Below are 15,129 nucleotides of genomic sequence, written 5' to 3'. Positions count from 1 at the left end.
CTATGGTGTAGGGCGCGGCTTTTTTGTTTGTTTACTGGCTTTCCAGTTAGGGCGGCGTACCTTCCAGAGAATGAACGGAATACTGAGTGTGAGGAACACGCCGGGGATGATGATTGCCAGGTAAGTTGTTGCCGGAAAGTCGGGTTCGTCGGGAGGTCGGAAGCCGATCATGAAGGCAATGAGTGAGATGCTGAAGCCGATACTGCCCAACACCCAGATGCCCCAGTTGCCGAACGGGACCTTATAGGTCCGCGGAACATTGGGGTATTTGTATCGGAGCCGGATTGCAGTGCTGTAGAGCAGCAAATACATGACGGAGTAAAGCAGGACGGCTGTTGAGGTGAGGTACAAAAACACTTCGTTGGTCTTCACGTGAAGTAGGAAAGCGGTTGCTATGAGTGTGGCGATGGTAGCCTGCACCAACATGAGTGGTACAGGCATATCGTGGGTGTTTGAGCTATGTAGGAATTTGGGAAGCATGCCATCGCGTCCGGCGACTGCGAGGCTTTTCACTGGTCCTGCAATCCAAGTGCTGACTTGTCCGGCGGCGCCAACAGCGATGAACACGGCCGCAATGGGTAAGATGTTCGACACACCATAATGATCCAGCAGTATTGTGAAGGTCTGCAGGACGCCAAGGGTGTTCGAGATTTCTGTTACCGGGATGATCATAGCGATGGTCAAACCACCCAGAAGAGAAATTGAAAAGCCGATGAATGCTGCGATGAGGATTGCGATTGGGTAGGTGCGCCGAACGTTCTGAACTTCTGTCGCGTGGCCCGCTGAAACTTCCATTCCAATAAAGCCAAAGAGGAAACTGAGGAAGAGGAACAAGGTTGAGGTTTGAGAGAGGGATGGGATGGTATTGGCTGTGGTGAGGCTGATATCAATAGCGGGTTGTGCTGGTCCAGTCACATAAAGCAGGCCCAGTGTGATCATGGTGAGGGATGGAAAGATGGTTCCCGCCAACAAGCAAATGCCAGCAATACGTTTTGTGATGCGAGTGCCTTTGAAGTTTGCGAAGGTTGCACCCCAGTAGATGATGATGACACCCGTGAACATGAGCCATGGGTTTTCATCAAGTGGACGGTCAAACACAAATGCGAGGGCTGCGGTGGTGTAGGCAACGGTTGCGACCATGGCGAAAATGGCCTGAAACCACTGCAGGAAGATTGCCATGAACCCGAATGGGGCGCCGAAGGCTTCCTGCACCCAGGTGTAGACACCATGTTTGGGCCAACCTGTTGCCAATTCTGCTGAAATGAGGGCGACTGGCAGGATGTAGCAGAGGATCACTGCTGTGTTGAAGAACAGGATCTTCATGCCGGTTTGTGCCATGAGCGGCATATTCAGCATGGTCATGAAGAGCGCTGTGGTCATAAACACCAAGTGCCAAAGGGTTATGTGGTGCTTTGGCTGATTGCGTGGTGTTTTGGCCATCACTCTTGTCCTCTACTTTTCGAGGCGTGCGAGATTTTCTTGCGGCGCAGGAACCATATGCTGAGTGGAACCAGCAGGGCGAGAATAACAGCCACAACCATGAGGCCTTCAAAGCTCTTTATTGAGAATGGCAGGGATGGTGGGGGAATGAAGCCGATCGCAAAGCAGCTTATGGCAGTCAACATGCCGATGATACCGAGCAGCCAGATGCCCCAATTGCCGCCGGGCACTTTGTAAGGGCGCGGGATATGCGGATGAGTGTAACGCAGGCGAATGGCTGCTACGAACATCAGCAGGTACATCAGTGAGTAAAGCAGTACTGCTGTTGAGGTGAGGACGAGGAACACCAGATTGACGTTCTCGAAGAGGATGAAGCTCAGGGCAATGAATGAAATGAGAGAGGCTTGCAGAATCAGCAGTGCTGTAGGGACGTTGTTTTTGTTGGCTTTAGCGAAATGTGCTGGCAGTAGCCCCTTTCTGCTGGCGGCCCACATGCCTTTTACCGGACCAACTATCCAGGTGCTGACCTGACCGGCTGCCCCGACTGCGACCAGCAGTGCGATGAAGGGTGTTAGAATGGAAAGGCCGTAGGCATTCAGATAAGCGGAGAAAGCCTGAAGGGCGCCGTTGATGTTGGAGATATTGCCTTTTTCGAGGATGAGTGAGACGGCAAGTCCACCCGCAAGGGTGATAACAAAGCCTGCGATCGCTGCTGTGAAAATTGCACGCGGATAGTTCTTTTGCGGGTTTTCTACTTCGTTTGCATGGCAGGCGGAGACTTCGATACCGACAAAGCCGAACACGAAGCTCATGAAGAAGACGAGGCTGGTGGTGTCGGAGAGTGATGGAACCCAGTTTGAGAGTGTTGCTGAGGTGTCGAGTGCAATGGTTTCGCCAAAAAGCAGATAGTAGATGCCAAAAAGGATCAGCAGGGCTGAGGGAAAGAAGACGCCGATGGAGACAGCGTAACCTGAGATCTTCTCTGAAGTTTCTGTTCCTCTGAAATTGATTAGTGTTGCAGCCCAATAGAGGGCGAGCACCGAGAAAGTGATGTAGTAGCGATTTGAGCCCAGCTCCGGATCAAAGGCATATGTGAGTGTAGCTGTGGCATAGGCGACGATTGATGTGACGCCGAAGATGGACTGTATCCATTGCAGGAACACTGCCACGAAGCCGACGGGCGTGCCGAAAGCTGCTTCGACCCAATGGAACACACCGTTTTGCGGCCAGCCTGTTGCAAGTTCTGCTGAGATTAATGCTGTTGGAATGAGGAAAGCAAACACGGTGATGGCGTTGAGCAGGACCATTTGCATACCGGTCTCTGCCATCATTGGCATGTTTCGCAGAGTCATAAACAGTGCTGTGGTGATCAGCACCAAAGGGATGAATGCGATTTTGTGTTCAGCGCTGGGCGGTTTTTCCTGCTGCATGGGCCACCGGCATAGTCTTTGATGCTCTAAACTTTAAATTGAGGGCCTGAAAAAAGACTGAGAGTGCAGGTGGTAAGCGACTTGGTGGCATTAAGTTGCTGTTAGGTGTGAGCGCTGGGCTAGATGTCTTCTTTGCAGACGGTACGATCAACTTCCATCAGCTCAACAGGTGCCCCATTTACCTCGATAAAGGCCACGGTTAGTCCGAGGATGGGGGAGTTGGGTTCTATGATAACCTTCTGGTCTTTCAGCGCCTCTTCCAAATCGTCAACTTCAAAGGCCACATGTGCCACTGTCTTCACGATCTCGGGGTAGGGGGCACCTTCGTCATAGCGTTGCCATTGAATACCGAAGGGATTGTTTTTGTGGTCGCTGACGGTCATGTGCAGGTGAGGCAGCGGAATCTCTTCCTTGAAGTATCCCTTGGTTGGAATGCCGATATGGTTGAATTTCATTGGTCATCTTTCAGTTTGGCTGCATGGGACCATGTTTGAGACCAGTGGCCTAAGGGTTGCAGGTAGGTGAACAGATCTTCGCCTTCTGCTGTCAGTTCGTAGCCGTTTTCTCCATTCATGACGATCCCGCATTCTCTTAGTTCTTTCAAGCGGGTATTGAGCACAGTCGGTGAAACAGAGTCGCAGTTGGACTGGAGGGCGCGGAAGGTTTGCGGGCCGGTTGAAAGGTTCCAGATGATGCCAAGAGCCCATCGTCTGCCCAGCAAATCAAAGAGAACCATGATTGGTTTGCCGGACTTTGAGCCGCGAACCGGGGTTCCTGCCTTAGGTATTTTCACAGATATAGGGCTTTCCTTTTTGCTAGGTTTGTTATAGCGATATGTTGCTACAGATATTGTAGCATATTTGGAGAGTTTTGCTATGGTTGTTTTCGCGGTGTCGTCTGCTCTGGCGGCATCATTAGGGTGGGCATGTGGATCAATGTTGGCCCACCGACCGCTACAACGTGTTGGCGTTTTTGAATTTACGCGCATTCAACTGCTAACATCCGGCGCTATCCTGTGTGTGCTTTGCTCTGTGTTGGGGTACTGGCAAACAGTTGATTGGAGCCAATGGCCTGCCTTTGTGGTGAGCGTTGTTGTCAGTGTGATCATTGGCAATTTGGCTTTGATGGCGTGTTTGCGTCGAGCTGGGCCACGGCAAACAGAGTTGTTGCTCTCTCTCAAAACGCCGATCGTTGCTGTGCTTGCCTTTGCGTTTCTTGGTGAGGAGCTGAGCTTTACCGAAGTTGTTGGCATCGCAATCGCTCTGTTCGGCATTTGCCTGGCGATTTTGTTTGGAAGTTCTGATCAGGAAACAGAAGCTACTCGTCGCAGTGGTGGGTTGGTTGTGATTGTGCTGCTGGCGCTTGTTGCAGCTGCTTCGCAAGGGATTGGAATGCTTGTCCTGAAACCATTGCTTGTTGCTGGGACTGAGCCGCTGGCAGCATCTGCTGTGCGGGTTACCGGCGCTGCGTTTATTGTGGCGCTGGTTGGATTGATGCCTGTCTCTGCGGTGCAGGCTTCAACTGAGATGAGCTGGATGCTGTTGTTTCGCGTCGTGCTGCCCGGGTTTATTGGATATGGCATATCTGTTTCGCTGCTGCTTTATGCCTACGCTCATTATGATGCAGCAGTTGCCAGCATTCTTGGTTCGCTGTCGCCTGTCTTTATTCTGCCATTGCTCTGGATGCGAACAGGAAACATGCCAAGACCTCTGGCCTGGGGCGGTGCTCTGCTATCGCTCGGCGGAACAGCAGTGATTTTGCTGTAACAGGACTGGTGCCAGCAGTTGGATGTTTGCTGGCACACTTTGCTAGATCAGAAGCTGAGCTGAAGGTTGTGCTTCTCAAAGAGATTATGGAAGCTCTTTACAAGACCGTTTGCAATTTCAGCTGCGTCTTCCGGCGGATCACTCGGGAAGAAGAAGGCATCTGTTACTGCCTGCTTTTGCTCCAGGAATTCGCCTTCTGAGACTGTGTTTTCATCAGGGGAATCTAGCGAGTCCAGTAAAGGTGCAAACAACTGAACGAATGGGCCTTTCAGTGTGGATGAGATCACTGAAGCGGTTGCATAAGCTTCTGTCGGGTGTTTGCCTGCCTGCTGAAGACGGTTGACCAGTTGATTCTCGACCTTTTTCGTGATGAGCTCGATAGCCTCGCTCACCACCTGAGAGTTCTCTTTGAGCTTTTCGGAGCGGAAAGCGGTGTTCAACTGTTGCTGGATCTCCGGGCGCTCATTGAAAATCTTCGTGAAGTGACGTTCTGCGGCAAACTTGTTGTCGTCACCGCCCAAACCATCCGCGTTGTTGGAGTGCTTTGCTATGAACTCGGTCAGCAGTTCTGGATTGATTTCATCAGCCGTCAGGTGTTCTACAAAGCCCTTGATGATTTCATTGGTGCTTTGAGCTGTCTCTATCTGCTTGCCAAGCTCAGCCTTTGCTGCATTGACGATTCCGCCTTGCTCCTGAAAGTCATTGTCGTCTTTTATTGAGCGTACAATTTCTTTGGCAGCCAGATCAGGCAACCATTTCTGCGCGGCTTTTATTTCTTTTGGGGTTCCTTCAGGAATAAACGGGGCAATCTGGGAGCTGAACTCATCTGTTTGGGCTGCTTCTCTCAGTGTCGATTTCAACACGTCCTGAACAGCGCTGTTGATGATGCTTTTCTGAAGAATATCATCGATTTGATCTGTAATGTCGTTCGTGCCTTCAGGACCGGAAACCGTGTTGAAGACGCCATTCAATACGGTTGCGATTTCACCAAATGCCGCTGCGCTCACCTTCTCTGCTGGCAGGCCCAACTCTGAGAAGACGCTTTCTAGTGCAGCTCCGCCTGCGCTTATTGACTGCAGCGCTTCGATGGCGCGCAGCTGATTACTTACTGCCTGTTGTACCTGTTCATCTTTCAAACTGCCGCGAATAGATGAGTTTGATTTGTCTGGTCTGGACTGCTCTTCCAGTTTGATTTTCGTGTTTCCCTGCAGTTTTGTGATCTGCTCAGGGGAGACATTGTCCCAGTCGATCTGGATGCCAGCCTCTGAAGCAGCTGCTGCCAGGTGTTCACGGTCGCCCAGTTTCTCAATGTGCTGAGTGATGCTGGCGTCTATTGCTTCCAAATTCTTCGCAACATCTTCTGCAATCTGTGAGACAATTGGCTTTATTTGCTCAGGATTTTCGCCAGCCTTTGCAAACTCGCTTGAGCCTTCCAGCAATTTGGTGACATTGGCTGCGACCTCTGCTCCATGCGTATTGGTGATGCTTGCGAGGATAGCCGTTTGTGTAGTTACATTGAGCTCTTCGGCTTTATTTTCCTGAGTTGTGAGTGCTAACTCAACTGTGTCCAGTACCTGTGCTTTGGTCAAGCTGTGGGCTTTCCCATCACCTGGTGCGAAAGCCTTGTAAGCGGCTTCACCGACTTCTTTGCCGAATTCTGATTTCAATGCTTCCTGAAAACGGGTCTGATCTGCAGATTTCTGGCCATCTCCAGTGATATGGAGCTTGGCCCAGGAGAGTACCTTTCCGCCAACCGATGTATGAGAGGTGCGTTGTGTAACGGCCTCTTGCGTGGTGTGCAGTTTGTCCAGACCGTTGTCGAATTGGGCTGCAGTTACAAAACTGGAGAGTTCAATGGTGCTCATACTCTTGCTCCAAAATCTGCGAAGTTATCGGTCTGGCAGGGGTTGGCGTGGCTTGGGTTATCCCAATTCGGGCTGAGCCCTTCTGGATTTTTGAGGCGCTCGTGCCAGGAGGCAGCTGTGCGGATGAACATGTCCAGCTTGTTGTGCAGGGCAAAGGAGGATCTGTCGGAGATTGTCACCACCATGGAGAGATTTATGCAGCTTGCTTTTGGGTTGATGTTAAACGCCATGGCATGACTGTCTGCAAACACGCAATTGGCCTGCATCAAAGCCTGAAGGACTTGCGGGTTGTTGGTGTTGCGCTTGCTGACAACAGCATTGAAAAGGAGGGTCTGGCTTTCATCTCGCCAGACGATGCTCATGGCGAGGTCCTGATCAAGACCGAGGAAAATCTGGTCGTCTTCGTTCAGGGAGAAGTTGTCAAAGCCAATTCTGTTGCCGAGTTCGATCAGCAGTGCGTTTACCAAATCAGTCATGCAGTCTCGCGCGCCTCACCATAGAACGTGTATGCCGTTGATGCTGTTTCTTGCAATAAAGACGGTTCGTCTGTTGCAAGGGGATGCATCCATGAGACTAGATTTAGTGGAGGTGAGGAGAGGCTGCTGTCTTGTTTGGTACAGGTTGCCAACAAACTTGTGCCCCTCGCATACCGTGAAGAGTGTGCGAGGGGGTGGTGGTTATGTGTTCGCGAGAACTGTGGCTGGAGTCGCAGCTCGTTTATGAGCCAGCACGACGACAAAGGTGAGGCCCAGCAGCAGAACTTCTGAGAACACACTGGCGTACCAAATACCGGCTTCTCCCATTGCATAAGGTAGGATGAGGGTAAGCGGGACTGCGAACAGGTAGGTTTTGGCCAGCATCAGAATGCCTGCGCGGGCGGCATCGCCGATCGCCTGAAAGAACGTGCCCACCATCATCAACGGACCAGAGAGGAAGAACATCATGGACACGATTGGTATGATGCGCTCTACGTCTGCGATTGTGGCTGCGTCATCGACAAAGATAGCGCCCAGCTGGGAGCTGAACAGGAAGTAGATTGCCTGAACACCGCCACAGTAGATGAGCGAGATTATGATCGCGATCTTCAAGGTTTGTGCGGTTCTGTCGTGCTTTTGGGCGCCGTAGTTGTTTCCTGAAATGGATTGTAGCGCCATGCTGAGACCTAGCAGAGGCAGGAATGTGAAGGTCATCATTCTGGTGATGATGCCATAGGCACCAGCGGTGACTTCATAGTTGCTTCCGGCCCAAAGCTGAATTGCAAACAAAGTGACGGCAGCTGCCAGCGAGACGCCCGTGTAGCCAAGGCTTTGGGGAACGCCAAGAGCGATGAGAGACTTCCATTGGAAGCTCACTGGCCGCCAATTCAGGAAGGAAAGTTCTCTGCGCTTGGATGTGTAATAGACGATCAGCGCCACCAATGAGATCAGCTGTGCTGTCAATGTTCCATAAGCAGAGCCTGCCACGCCCCAGCCGAACTGCACCACATAAAGCCAATCGAAGAAGATGTTCAGGAATGCGGAGCTCAGAGTGATGACTGTCATCAGAGGCAGTAATCCCTCACAACGCAGCCTGTCGATGTTGATGGATAGAACAAACCCCAGCGGCGAGCCCAAAATGAGGATCGCCATGTATTGATAGCCAATTCCAGCTAGCTCGTCAGAGCCGTTGGTCAGGAACAGGGCAAGCTGAAATCCTGCTATCAGAAACCCCAGAATGAGGATGCCGCAGACGATCAGGGCAAGGGCGATTGCGCTGTCGATGATCTTCTTTGCGATGCGGTGGTTGTTAGCGCCAAAGGCCCTTGCATAGATGCTGGCGAAGCCGTTGGACACGAGCGTGAACAGGGAAACCAGAATCATGAAGAGAGGGAACATGAGGGTGACGCCAGTCAGCGCTTGTGTACCCACATAGGTTCCCAGAAAATAGGCGTCGACGACGGTGTGTAAGCCATTGACCATCATGACAAGGCTGAGGGGGATTGCGGTTTTTGCAAAGAGAATAGGTATGGAGCCGGACAGAAAAATATTGTCCGGTTTGGAAGAAGAAACGTCAGACATCAAAACTGCTTTCAGTTCAGAAGCGGGAAAGTGCTGGAGCTCGCGTTGCCAGTAAACCGCTGAAATTATGCGGTTTGATGTAGAAAAGATGGAGCTTCACCAGAGCGGTATGCTTGCGAGCGGCGGGTGTCCGAACCACACCGCGATCATAGGTGGCGTGCATTGTTACTGCAAGTGGCCCAGCTCAATTGAGCAAGATTTGTGAACTGGTAAAGGGCAGTTCGGATATGTGTCATGTTGCGGTTGACGACGGTGGCTTGTGCGACCTACTCCTCTTGCAGTTAATTCTGCTGAGAGGTCCTTCCATGGCAAAAGCAATTCACATGATGATCCGAGTTCTGGATGAAGAGCGTTCGCTTGCGTTTTATCGTAGAGCGTTTGGTCTGGAAATTGCCGAGCGGCTGGATTTTGACAGCTTTACGCTGGTTTATCTGCGCAATGCGGAGAATGATTTTGAGGTTGAGCTCACAGTCAACAAAGACCGCAGCGAGCCATATTCATTAGGTGATGGGTACGGGCACATCGCGTTCTGTGTGGATGGGCTGGCTGCTGAACATAAGCGTTTTCAGGAGGAAGGGCTTGCGCCGGAGGACATCAAAGAGTTCTTCGTGGAAGACACTCTGCTGGCACGGTTCTTCTTTGTGACTGATCCCGATGGATATCGAATCGAGATGTTGGAGCGGCACGGGCGATACCAGTAGCCGCTTCCCAACTTAGTACTCGATCGCCTTTTCAGCCAGTGTAGGAGGGGAGCTTTTGGCGAGCTCCTCTTTGCTGTGGCTTTTGAAGGTGTGGGTGAAGCCATCACGTAGTTTGTAATGCGGTTGCCAATCGAAGTTTTCCAGATATCTGGTCACATCGAGTGCGCAATCGTAATCGCGGAACGGGAAATACTCACGGGCTGGGATGCTGGGCGCCATATCATTGCCGTAGAGAATTTCTGGTTCGACCTCTGCAATATCGCAGAGCATCTTCACCCATTTTTCGATGGTCAGGATATGCGGGTCCGCCAGATTGACGGCTTCGGTCGGCATGGCATGCATCGCCAGCAGATAGAGGATAAAGCTTGCGAGATCTTCTTCGTGCAAAAACTGCAGTTTGGTCTGGCCATTACCGGGCAGGATGATCGGGCGTTCTGTTAAAGCACGCGCCCAGACAAATTGCTCTCGGTCGATATCATTGTTGGGGCCATATAGATAAGGCGGGCGGATGGCGACGGCTGGTGTGTGTTCCTGATTTAGCAGGAAGTGGTCTGCTTCAGATTTATCTCTGCCATAAACGCCCCACACGGACGCTCCGCCGATCGGGTCTTTTTCGCTCGGTAAGTGCCCTTTGGTTTCTTTGTAAACCGCTGCGCTGGAGAGGTGAATCCACTTTTTGGCATGGATGCCGAAGGTGTTGAATGCAATCCTCGACTGCTCTCGCGTATAAGCGCTTGTATCGATTACCGCTTCGAATTTATCGGTGATCTGCTGCATGGCAAAAGGATCGTTTCTGTCTGCAACCAACTGCTTGGTTCCCGGAACCGGGCGTGTGCCTCTGTTGAGCAGGGTTACATTATATCCCTTCGAAAGTAGGGCCGGGATGAGAGATGCACCCACAAAGCCCGATCCACCTATGACTAACAAGTTATGCATATTTTGCAGTGCCTTAGAACTGTCCACTCTCAGTTTGAAAAATCTAGCATAGTGGGATTAAAGAAACCTGTCTGTGTGGCAATAGTTGAGCACCCATCCATTTTCGTTGAAATATTGAACCTTGCAATGAGTGAGGCGAGGCGGCACAAATGGTCAACTTCAATTTGCAGAAAACGGGGATATTGACCCATGGCATCCAACAAGCTCCTGCTTCTTCCTGGTGATGGAATTGGTCCTGAAATCATGGAGGAGGTGAAAAAGGTTATCGCCTGGCTCAACGAGCAGGGCGAAGATACTTACGAGTATGACGAAGGCCTTGTTGGTGGCAGTGCCTACGATGCACACGGCGTTTCCATCTCTGAAGAAGATATGGCGAAAGCACAGGCAGCTGATGCTGTTATCTTCGGTGCTGTTGGCGGTCCTAAATGGGACGATGTGCCTTATGAGGTGCGTCCGGAAGCTGGCCTGCTGCGTCTGCGTAAAGATCTTGGTTTGTTTGCAAACCTTCGCCCTGCGATTTGCTATCCAGCGCTGGCTGATGCGTCTTCTTTGAAGCCGGACGTCATTGAAGGATTGGATATTCTGATCGTTCGCGAACTGACCGGTGGTGTTTACTTCGGTGAGCCGAAAGAGATCATCGATCTGGACAACGGCCAGAAGCGCGGTATCGACACGCAGGTTTACGACAGCTACGAAATTGAGCGTATTGCTGGCGTTGCATTTGATCTTGCGCGCACCCGTGACAACAAAGTTTGTTCCATGGAAAAGCGCAATGTAATGAAATCCGGCGTGCTTTGGAACGAAGTTGTGACTGCCACTCACAAAGCAAATTACGCAGATGTTGAGCTGGACCACATGCTGGCAGATGCTGGCGGCATGCAGCTGGTGCGTTGGCCAAAGCAGTTTGACGTTATTGTAACTGACAACCTGTTTGGTGACATGCTGTCTGATGTTGCGGCGATGCTGACTGGTTCTCTGGGTATGCTGCCTTCTGCTTCTCTTGGTGCGCCTGATGAAGCAACCGGTAAGCGCAAAGCTCTATATGAGCCAGTGCACGGTTCTGCTCCTGACATCTCTGGCACAGGTGCTGCTAACCCAATTGCAATGATTGCAAGTTTTGCAATGGCGCTGCGCTACTCTTTCCAGAAGATTGCAGAGGCCGACATGGTTGAAAAAGCAATCTCCAACGCACTGGATAAAGGTCTGCGCACAAAAGACATTGCGAAGGATGGTGAAGCCACCATCACCACCGCACAGATGGGTGATGCCATTGTTGCCGAGCTGACTGCTCTTGCAGGTGTTTCAGCATAAGCTGGCAGTTCAGAGTTTAAAGATTTGAAACAGGGCTTCCGTTGGTTCGGGAGCCCTGTTTTTTATTGCATGGGTGGCAGCAGCGGTTGAGTGGGTTTGGGACTTGGCAGATTCACGTACTGTATCTGTGACCCTGTGACATCGAAGTCTTCAAAACTCACGCCATGCAGCGTTGGGTTCTCGTAGGTTTTGATGAAGTACTTTCTGTTTTCAATGTCAGCAATGGTCGACCACTGGGTGTAATCGTTGGCTTCCTGTTCCTGCTCAACTGGTGAAATTGCAGGCCTTACAAACCCTTTTGGAATGTCGAAGTTGTTGAGCACATGCTCCATAGTGACAAGCCGGTTCTTGTTTAGTTCAGCGGCGTCAATGGTGGAGATTAAACCCAGAGCACGGATAAACCGGGAAGGCGGCGTTGGGTCACCGGGGATGCCAAGCAAGCCAGAACCCTGACCGAAGGGGGCTAGTTCCTGTCCCATGATCTCAGTAGAGCCAATGTTGAATGGAGAGAGGAACAGGTAGTTGCGGATGTTCTGGACATGCCACTCGAAGTCTGGCGAATTGGTGAGCACGGTGTAAGGATTGTCGTAGACTTTCAACTCGCCATTTATGGGCTCGATGATGATGGAAAAGCCAGCTGCATCATGCAGGGTGTAGTGAAGCGGCGGGATCTCATCCATGCTCTCGTAGAAGGTTCCGACTAATGAGACCTGATCCAGATTGACTTTGATTTCTTCGACTGTTTTGAAGGTTGAAAGCATCCAGACGAGGAAGTCTACCTGATTGATTTCCTTAGCGCGCTGCGCTTCATCATCTGACGGGTTTTTGTAGGCTGCAGAGCCGGGGAAGTAGAGGGCGCCACCGGACAGACCGTATTCGTTCATGCCATCAACCAAGGCGGGGCTGTCGAAGATGCTGGCGCCAATCACAGCAATTTTGCCAGTCCAGCTGTGGCCCACTTCATCATTGATTTGAGATTGGAACTTGTAACCGCGTGGGATGAGCCCAATTTTAGTGGGGATCTGCTTGCCGAACTCCATCGTGCGTCCATACATTTTGATGTTGTCGACGGTGGACAGGACGAAGCTGGTGCAGGCATTTGCGGCCATCGGCTGAAGAACAAAAGCGAGTAGGGCTAAGCTGATCTTGAACAAGGCAATTGGTTTGCTGGCAAAGCGCTTGAGCATGAGGCCTCCGGAATGAGTTCTTTTGCTTGTGATTGTCTGCGAAGAGCGCAAAAGTTCCGTTAGATGTGCCTGCTGCTTTAAGATTGGTTTTTTGGAAGTTTGGCTACTGGATGTTAATCACGGGAGTTAGCCGTGTGATTTGGTTGCGCGAAAAACCCGTGTGCGGCATAAGCCTGAGCCAAGACAAATTTTGAGAAGCATTGCTGAAAGACAGAGCATGGATGAACGTTTAAGACCCTTCCTCGGAACCTGGATTCTGGATCCTGATGCCTCAAACTATGAGCAGGGTTCTGTGCCTTGGGGCGGCAGTTTGAAAATTGTCGAGAAGAATGGCGAGATCGGTTTCTTCATGAAAACCGTGGAAGGCGAAGGCGAGACCGTTGAGGCCAACTTCTCAGGCATTCCTGATGGGGAAGATCGCCCTATGCCGCAAAACCCGTTTGCGGATACGCTTTCCCTCTCTTTGAACACGGATGGTGATCTGGTTTCTGAAGCAAAGCGCGGCGGCCTAAGCATTATGGTTGCCAAGCGCGAGCTGAATGAAGACGGTTCTCAGCTCACGGTTTATCAAACTGTACACCTGTTGGATGCCGGTTCGTTTACCAACGAAGCGGTCTATATGAGAGCACAGTGAGTGGTTTAAACCTGCATTAGCTTGTCTTTGTTGAACTTGGTTGTGTGATTTAAAAAAGTAACAGGACACAACCATGTTCAATCGAAATCGGCTTGCCGGAGCCTGCGCAATACTGGCGGTTTGTGGTGCATCGAGCGCTAATGCCCTGGTGTTTGATGGCATTCCTTACATGGATGACCGCAGCACACCCCAAGCGGTGATTGAAAGCTATTATAATGCCATCAACCGCAAAGAGTATGTGCAGGCGTATAGCTACTTCAACACCCCACCTAAGAACTTTGAGGAGTGGAAGGAAGGGTTTCGAACAACGGAGTCCGTGCAGCTGCGCTATGGGTCTACTCAGCCAGATGCAGGCATGAGCCAGCTCTATTGGCCACTTCCGGTAGCGATTGAAACACATCTTTCCGACGGCACTTCGCAGGTTTATGCGGGCTGTTATGTTTTACATATGGTGGTGCCGGGCACGATTACCGATCCGCCTTACTCACCCATTGCGATTAACAAGGCTGAGTTGAAGCCAACGGATAAGCCTTTGAGCCAGGCCCTGCCCGACAAATGTGATGAGTAGCCGTAATTCTTCATCATATTAGCTTGCTGCGAAGGCCCCGGAATAAGCGAGGGTGCCTGTTGGTGTCTCTCCCTCAAAGGTATGCTGCATAAAGTACTGCGCTGGCACGCCGGGGAAGACGAGGTCTTCTGTTTGTTGAAAGCCGAAGCGGCTGTAATAGTCCGGCTCCCCAAGCAAAACGACACCTTTGGCATCAATCTGCTTGATTTGCTGCATTGCCTCCATGATTAGGGCTGAGCCAAAGCCCTTGCCCTGATGTTTCGGAGCAATGGCCACTGGGCCAAGGCCATACCAACCTTTGTCCTCACCATCGATTGTTACAGGAGAGAAAGCGATATGACCTACCATGCCGCCAGCTTGCCCTCCGATGAGTGACAGTGTCAGCTCACCGCTGGCACGCAATTGGTCGATGATCAGGTGCTCTGTTGGCTTTGCGCCGGGTTCATGGTGTGGGTGGTTTTCGAAAGCTGCATAAACGAGATTGCGGATTGCTTCGACATCAGATGGTAGCTCTGTGCGGATGATCATCGGTTTTGTCCGTTCTGTTTAGCTTAGCTTCTGTGCCACGAAAAATAGGAAAGCTTACTGATTTATCGGACTAGAGGTACCCGAACATTCTCCCGCAGATCAGGACTCCGAGCCAGCTGAACAGCGAGATGAAGCCAGCGGATTTGAAGCGGGGGATGGTGCCGCGGGAGTCGACTTGTGCCAGATAGCGCCATGGTTTGTTGAAGCGCAGGAACAATGCGTTGAGCAGGGCGAGTGTGAAAAAGCCTGACTTGGCCCAGAATATGGGCGCGTTGACGTATACTTGCGCTTTGACTGAAAGCAGGAAGATGCCAGTGGTGATCGCGATCAGGCCGCCCAGAAGGGCAATGCGGGTGAGGGGGCGTGCAAGGTCGTATAATGGTATGGAGCGCCACATACCCATCATACGCAGGTCAAGCGGGACGAGGGAACCGAATAGCATGGCCAGCCCGACGATGTGGCCTGTGTTGATTGCCGGATAGACCCACCATGCATACTTGAAGACCTCTGGCAGCTGAGAGCGTTCGAGATCGACAGCAAGTGCTTGCAATTGAGAAAGGAGGTCCATCATTATTCCGTTGTGACTTTTGATCGCCCTGTTCAAACTGAGTGCAGACGCGATACCATGCAAGGATTGATTGGCCCACTTTTTCCGGTGCCCACGGTTTTATCATTTTGAGGTTGTTTATGGCTGACTTTGTGCACT

Annotated in this window: 16 protein-coding genes; 5 read left to right on the top strand and 11 right to left on the bottom strand. The window is 51.3% G+C overall.

Features of this window, described 5'->3' with window-relative positions:
- The 4 genes from PsAD13_RS24515 to PsAD13_RS24500 form a co-directional block, all read right to left on the bottom strand.
- Entirely contained in the window at positions 1-1,440 is a 1,440-nt protein-coding gene (locus tag PsAD13_RS24515; RefSeq protein ID WP_063319747.1) for an APC family permease, read from the bottom strand.
- On the bottom strand, positions 1,440-2,870 hold the full coding sequence (locus PsAD13_RS24510) for an amino acid permease (RefSeq protein WP_063319746.1): 1,431 nt from the start codon (positions 2,868-2,870) through the stop codon (positions 1,440-1,442). The genes PsAD13_RS24515 and PsAD13_RS24510 overlap by 1 nt, the downstream gene beginning before the upstream one ends.
- Positions 2,871-2,989: 119 nt before the next feature.
- Positions 2,990-3,325 carry a hypothetical protein gene (locus PsAD13_RS24505; protein ID WP_063319745.1) on the bottom strand — a complete coding sequence of 112 codons (336 nt, stop codon included), beginning with the start codon at positions 3,323-3,325 and terminating at the stop codon, positions 2,990-2,992.
- The gene (locus tag PsAD13_RS24500; protein WP_063319744.1) at positions 3,322-3,663 is read right to left on the bottom strand and encodes a helix-turn-helix domain-containing protein; all 342 of its coding nucleotides are present in this window, start codon (positions 3,661-3,663) and stop codon (positions 3,322-3,324) included. Before PsAD13_RS24500 ends, PsAD13_RS24505 begins: the two co-directional genes overlap by 4 nt.
- A gap of 82 nt (positions 3,664-3,745) precedes the next feature.
- Between PsAD13_RS24500 and PsAD13_RS24495 the strand changes: the two genes are divergently transcribed.
- A complete protein-coding gene (locus PsAD13_RS24495) occupies positions 3,746-4,636 on the top strand; it encodes a DMT family transporter (protein WP_063319743.1) in 891 nt (296 codons plus the stop codon).
- A 47-nt stretch (positions 4,637-4,683) separates the two neighbouring features.
- Here the strand turns inward: PsAD13_RS24495 and PsAD13_RS24490 are convergent, their stop codons facing one another.
- The 3 genes from PsAD13_RS24490 to PsAD13_RS24480 all read right to left on the bottom strand — a co-directional run bounded on the left by PsAD13_RS24490 (position 4,684) and on the right by PsAD13_RS24480 (position 8,558).
- A complete protein-coding gene (locus tag PsAD13_RS24490) occupies positions 4,684-6,501 on the bottom strand; it encodes a hypothetical protein (protein ID WP_063319742.1) in 1,818 nt (605 codons plus the stop codon).
- Positions 6,498-6,977 carry a CesT family type III secretion system chaperone gene (locus tag PsAD13_RS24485; protein WP_063319741.1) on the bottom strand — a complete coding sequence of 160 codons (480 nt, stop codon included), beginning with the start codon at positions 6,975-6,977 and terminating at the stop codon, positions 6,498-6,500. Before PsAD13_RS24485 ends, PsAD13_RS24490 begins: the two co-directional genes overlap by 4 nt.
- Positions 6,978-7,178: 201 nt before the next feature.
- Entirely contained in the window at positions 7,179-8,558 is a 1,380-nt protein-coding gene (locus tag PsAD13_RS24480) for an MATE family efflux transporter (RefSeq protein ID WP_063319740.1), read from the bottom strand.
- 305 nt (positions 8,559-8,863) lie between these two features.
- Between PsAD13_RS24480 and PsAD13_RS24475 the strand changes: the two genes are divergently transcribed.
- Complete coding sequence (locus PsAD13_RS24475; protein WP_063319739.1) at positions 8,864-9,259, top strand: VOC family protein; 396 nt, start codon at positions 8,864-8,866, stop codon at positions 9,257-9,259.
- A 12-nt stretch (positions 9,260-9,271) separates the two neighbouring features.
- Here PsAD13_RS24475 and PsAD13_RS24470 read toward each other — a convergent pair whose 3' ends face one another.
- On the bottom strand, positions 9,272-10,195 hold the full coding sequence (locus PsAD13_RS24470) for an NAD-dependent epimerase/dehydratase family protein (protein ID WP_084404814.1): 924 nt from the start codon (positions 10,193-10,195) through the stop codon (positions 9,272-9,274).
- Between the two features lie 189 nt (positions 10,196-10,384).
- Here PsAD13_RS24470 and leuB point away from each other — a divergent pair, with 189 nt between their 5' ends.
- Positions 10,385-11,506: a 3-isopropylmalate dehydrogenase gene (leuB, locus tag PsAD13_RS24465; RefSeq protein ID WP_063319738.1), complete on the top strand. Its 1,122-nt coding sequence runs from the start codon at positions 10,385-10,387 to the stop codon at positions 11,504-11,506.
- 62 nt (positions 11,507-11,568) lie between these two features.
- On the opposite strand, the gene PsAD13_RS24460 is transcribed toward leuB, so the two are convergent.
- Entirely contained in the window at positions 11,569-12,693 is a 1,125-nt protein-coding gene (locus PsAD13_RS24460; protein ID WP_063319737.1) for a choloylglycine hydrolase family protein, read from the bottom strand.
- A gap of 217 nt (positions 12,694-12,910) precedes the next feature.
- Between PsAD13_RS24460 and PsAD13_RS24455 the strand changes: the two genes are divergently transcribed.
- Both PsAD13_RS24455 and PsAD13_RS24450 read left to right on the top strand, forming a co-directional pair.
- Complete coding sequence (locus PsAD13_RS24455; RefSeq protein WP_063290359.1) at positions 12,911-13,327, top strand: hypothetical protein; 417 nt, start codon at positions 12,911-12,913, stop codon at positions 13,325-13,327.
- A gap of 73 nt (positions 13,328-13,400) precedes the next feature.
- Positions 13,401-13,895 (top strand): hypothetical protein, encoded by a 495-nt coding sequence (locus PsAD13_RS24450; RefSeq protein WP_057465107.1) that lies wholly within the window; start codon positions 13,401-13,403, stop codon positions 13,893-13,895.
- Between the two features lie 18 nt (positions 13,896-13,913).
- On the opposite strand, the gene PsAD13_RS24445 is transcribed toward PsAD13_RS24450, so the two are convergent.
- Together PsAD13_RS24445 and PsAD13_RS24440 are read right to left on the bottom strand one after the other, a co-directional pair.
- The gene (locus tag PsAD13_RS24445; RefSeq protein ID WP_063308277.1) at positions 13,914-14,423 is read right to left on the bottom strand and encodes an N-acetyltransferase; all 510 of its coding nucleotides are present in this window, start codon (positions 14,421-14,423) and stop codon (positions 13,914-13,916) included.
- Between the two features lie 70 nt (positions 14,424-14,493).
- Complete coding sequence (locus tag PsAD13_RS24440; protein WP_208982061.1) at positions 14,494-14,991, bottom strand: hypothetical protein; 498 nt, start codon at positions 14,989-14,991, stop codon at positions 14,494-14,496.
- Positions 14,992-15,129: the final 138 nt, after the last annotated feature.

It is taken from the genome of Pseudovibrio sp. Ad13 (genome assembly GCF_001623225.1).
In the GTDB taxonomy this organism is placed as follows: domain Bacteria; phylum Pseudomonadota; class Alphaproteobacteria; order Rhizobiales; family Stappiaceae; genus Pseudovibrio.
The sequence above is the reverse complement of the archived record's forward strand: the minus strand, read 5'-3'. Positions and strand labels throughout refer to the sequence as shown.

Coding starts and splice junctions, on each gene's coding strand:
- PsAD13_RS24515 (WP_063319747.1), bottom strand. CDS start 1,440: ATGGCCAAAACACCACGCAATCAGCCAAAGCACCACATAACCCTTTGG.
- PsAD13_RS24510 (WP_063319746.1), bottom strand. CDS start 2,870: ATGCAGCAGGAAAAACCGCCCAGCGCTGAACACAAAATCGCATTCATC.
- PsAD13_RS24505 (WP_063319745.1), bottom strand. CDS start 3,325: ATGAAATTCAACCATATCGGCATTCCAACCAAGGGATACTTCAAGGAA.
- PsAD13_RS24495 (WP_063319743.1), top strand. CDS start 3,746: ATGGTTGTTTTCGCGGTGTCGTCTGCTCTGGCGGCATCATTAGGGTGG.
- PsAD13_RS24490 (WP_063319742.1), bottom strand. CDS start 6,501: ATGAGCACCATTGAACTCTCCAGTTTTGTAACTGCAGCCCAATTCGAC.
- PsAD13_RS24485 (WP_063319741.1), bottom strand. CDS start 6,977: ATGACTGATTTGGTAAACGCACTGCTGATCGAACTCGGCAACAGAATT.
- PsAD13_RS24480 (WP_063319740.1), bottom strand. CDS start 8,558: ATGTCTGACGTTTCTTCTTCCAAACCGGACAATATTTTTCTGTCCGGC.
- PsAD13_RS24475 (WP_063319739.1), top strand. CDS start 8,864: ATGGCAAAAGCAATTCACATGATGATCCGAGTTCTGGATGAAGAGCGT.
- PsAD13_RS24470 (WP_084404814.1), bottom strand. CDS start 10,195: ATGCATAACTTGTTAGTCATAGGTGGATCGGGCTTTGTGGGTGCATCT.
- leuB (WP_063319738.1), top strand. CDS start 10,385: ATGGCATCCAACAAGCTCCTGCTTCTTCCTGGTGATGGAATTGGTCCT.
- PsAD13_RS24460 (WP_063319737.1), bottom strand. CDS start 12,693: ATGCTCAAGCGCTTTGCCAGCAAACCAATTGCCTTGTTCAAGATCAGC.
- PsAD13_RS24455 (WP_063290359.1), top strand. CDS start 12,911: ATGGATGAACGTTTAAGACCCTTCCTCGGAACCTGGATTCTGGATCCT.
- PsAD13_RS24450 (WP_057465107.1), top strand. CDS start 13,401: ATGTTCAATCGAAATCGGCTTGCCGGAGCCTGCGCAATACTGGCGGTT.
- PsAD13_RS24445 (WP_063308277.1), bottom strand. CDS start 14,423: ATGATCATCCGCACAGAGCTACCATCTGATGTCGAAGCAATCCGCAAT.
- PsAD13_RS24440 (WP_208982061.1), bottom strand. CDS start 14,991: ATGGACCTCCTTTCTCAATTGCAAGCACTTGCTGTCGATCTCGAACGC.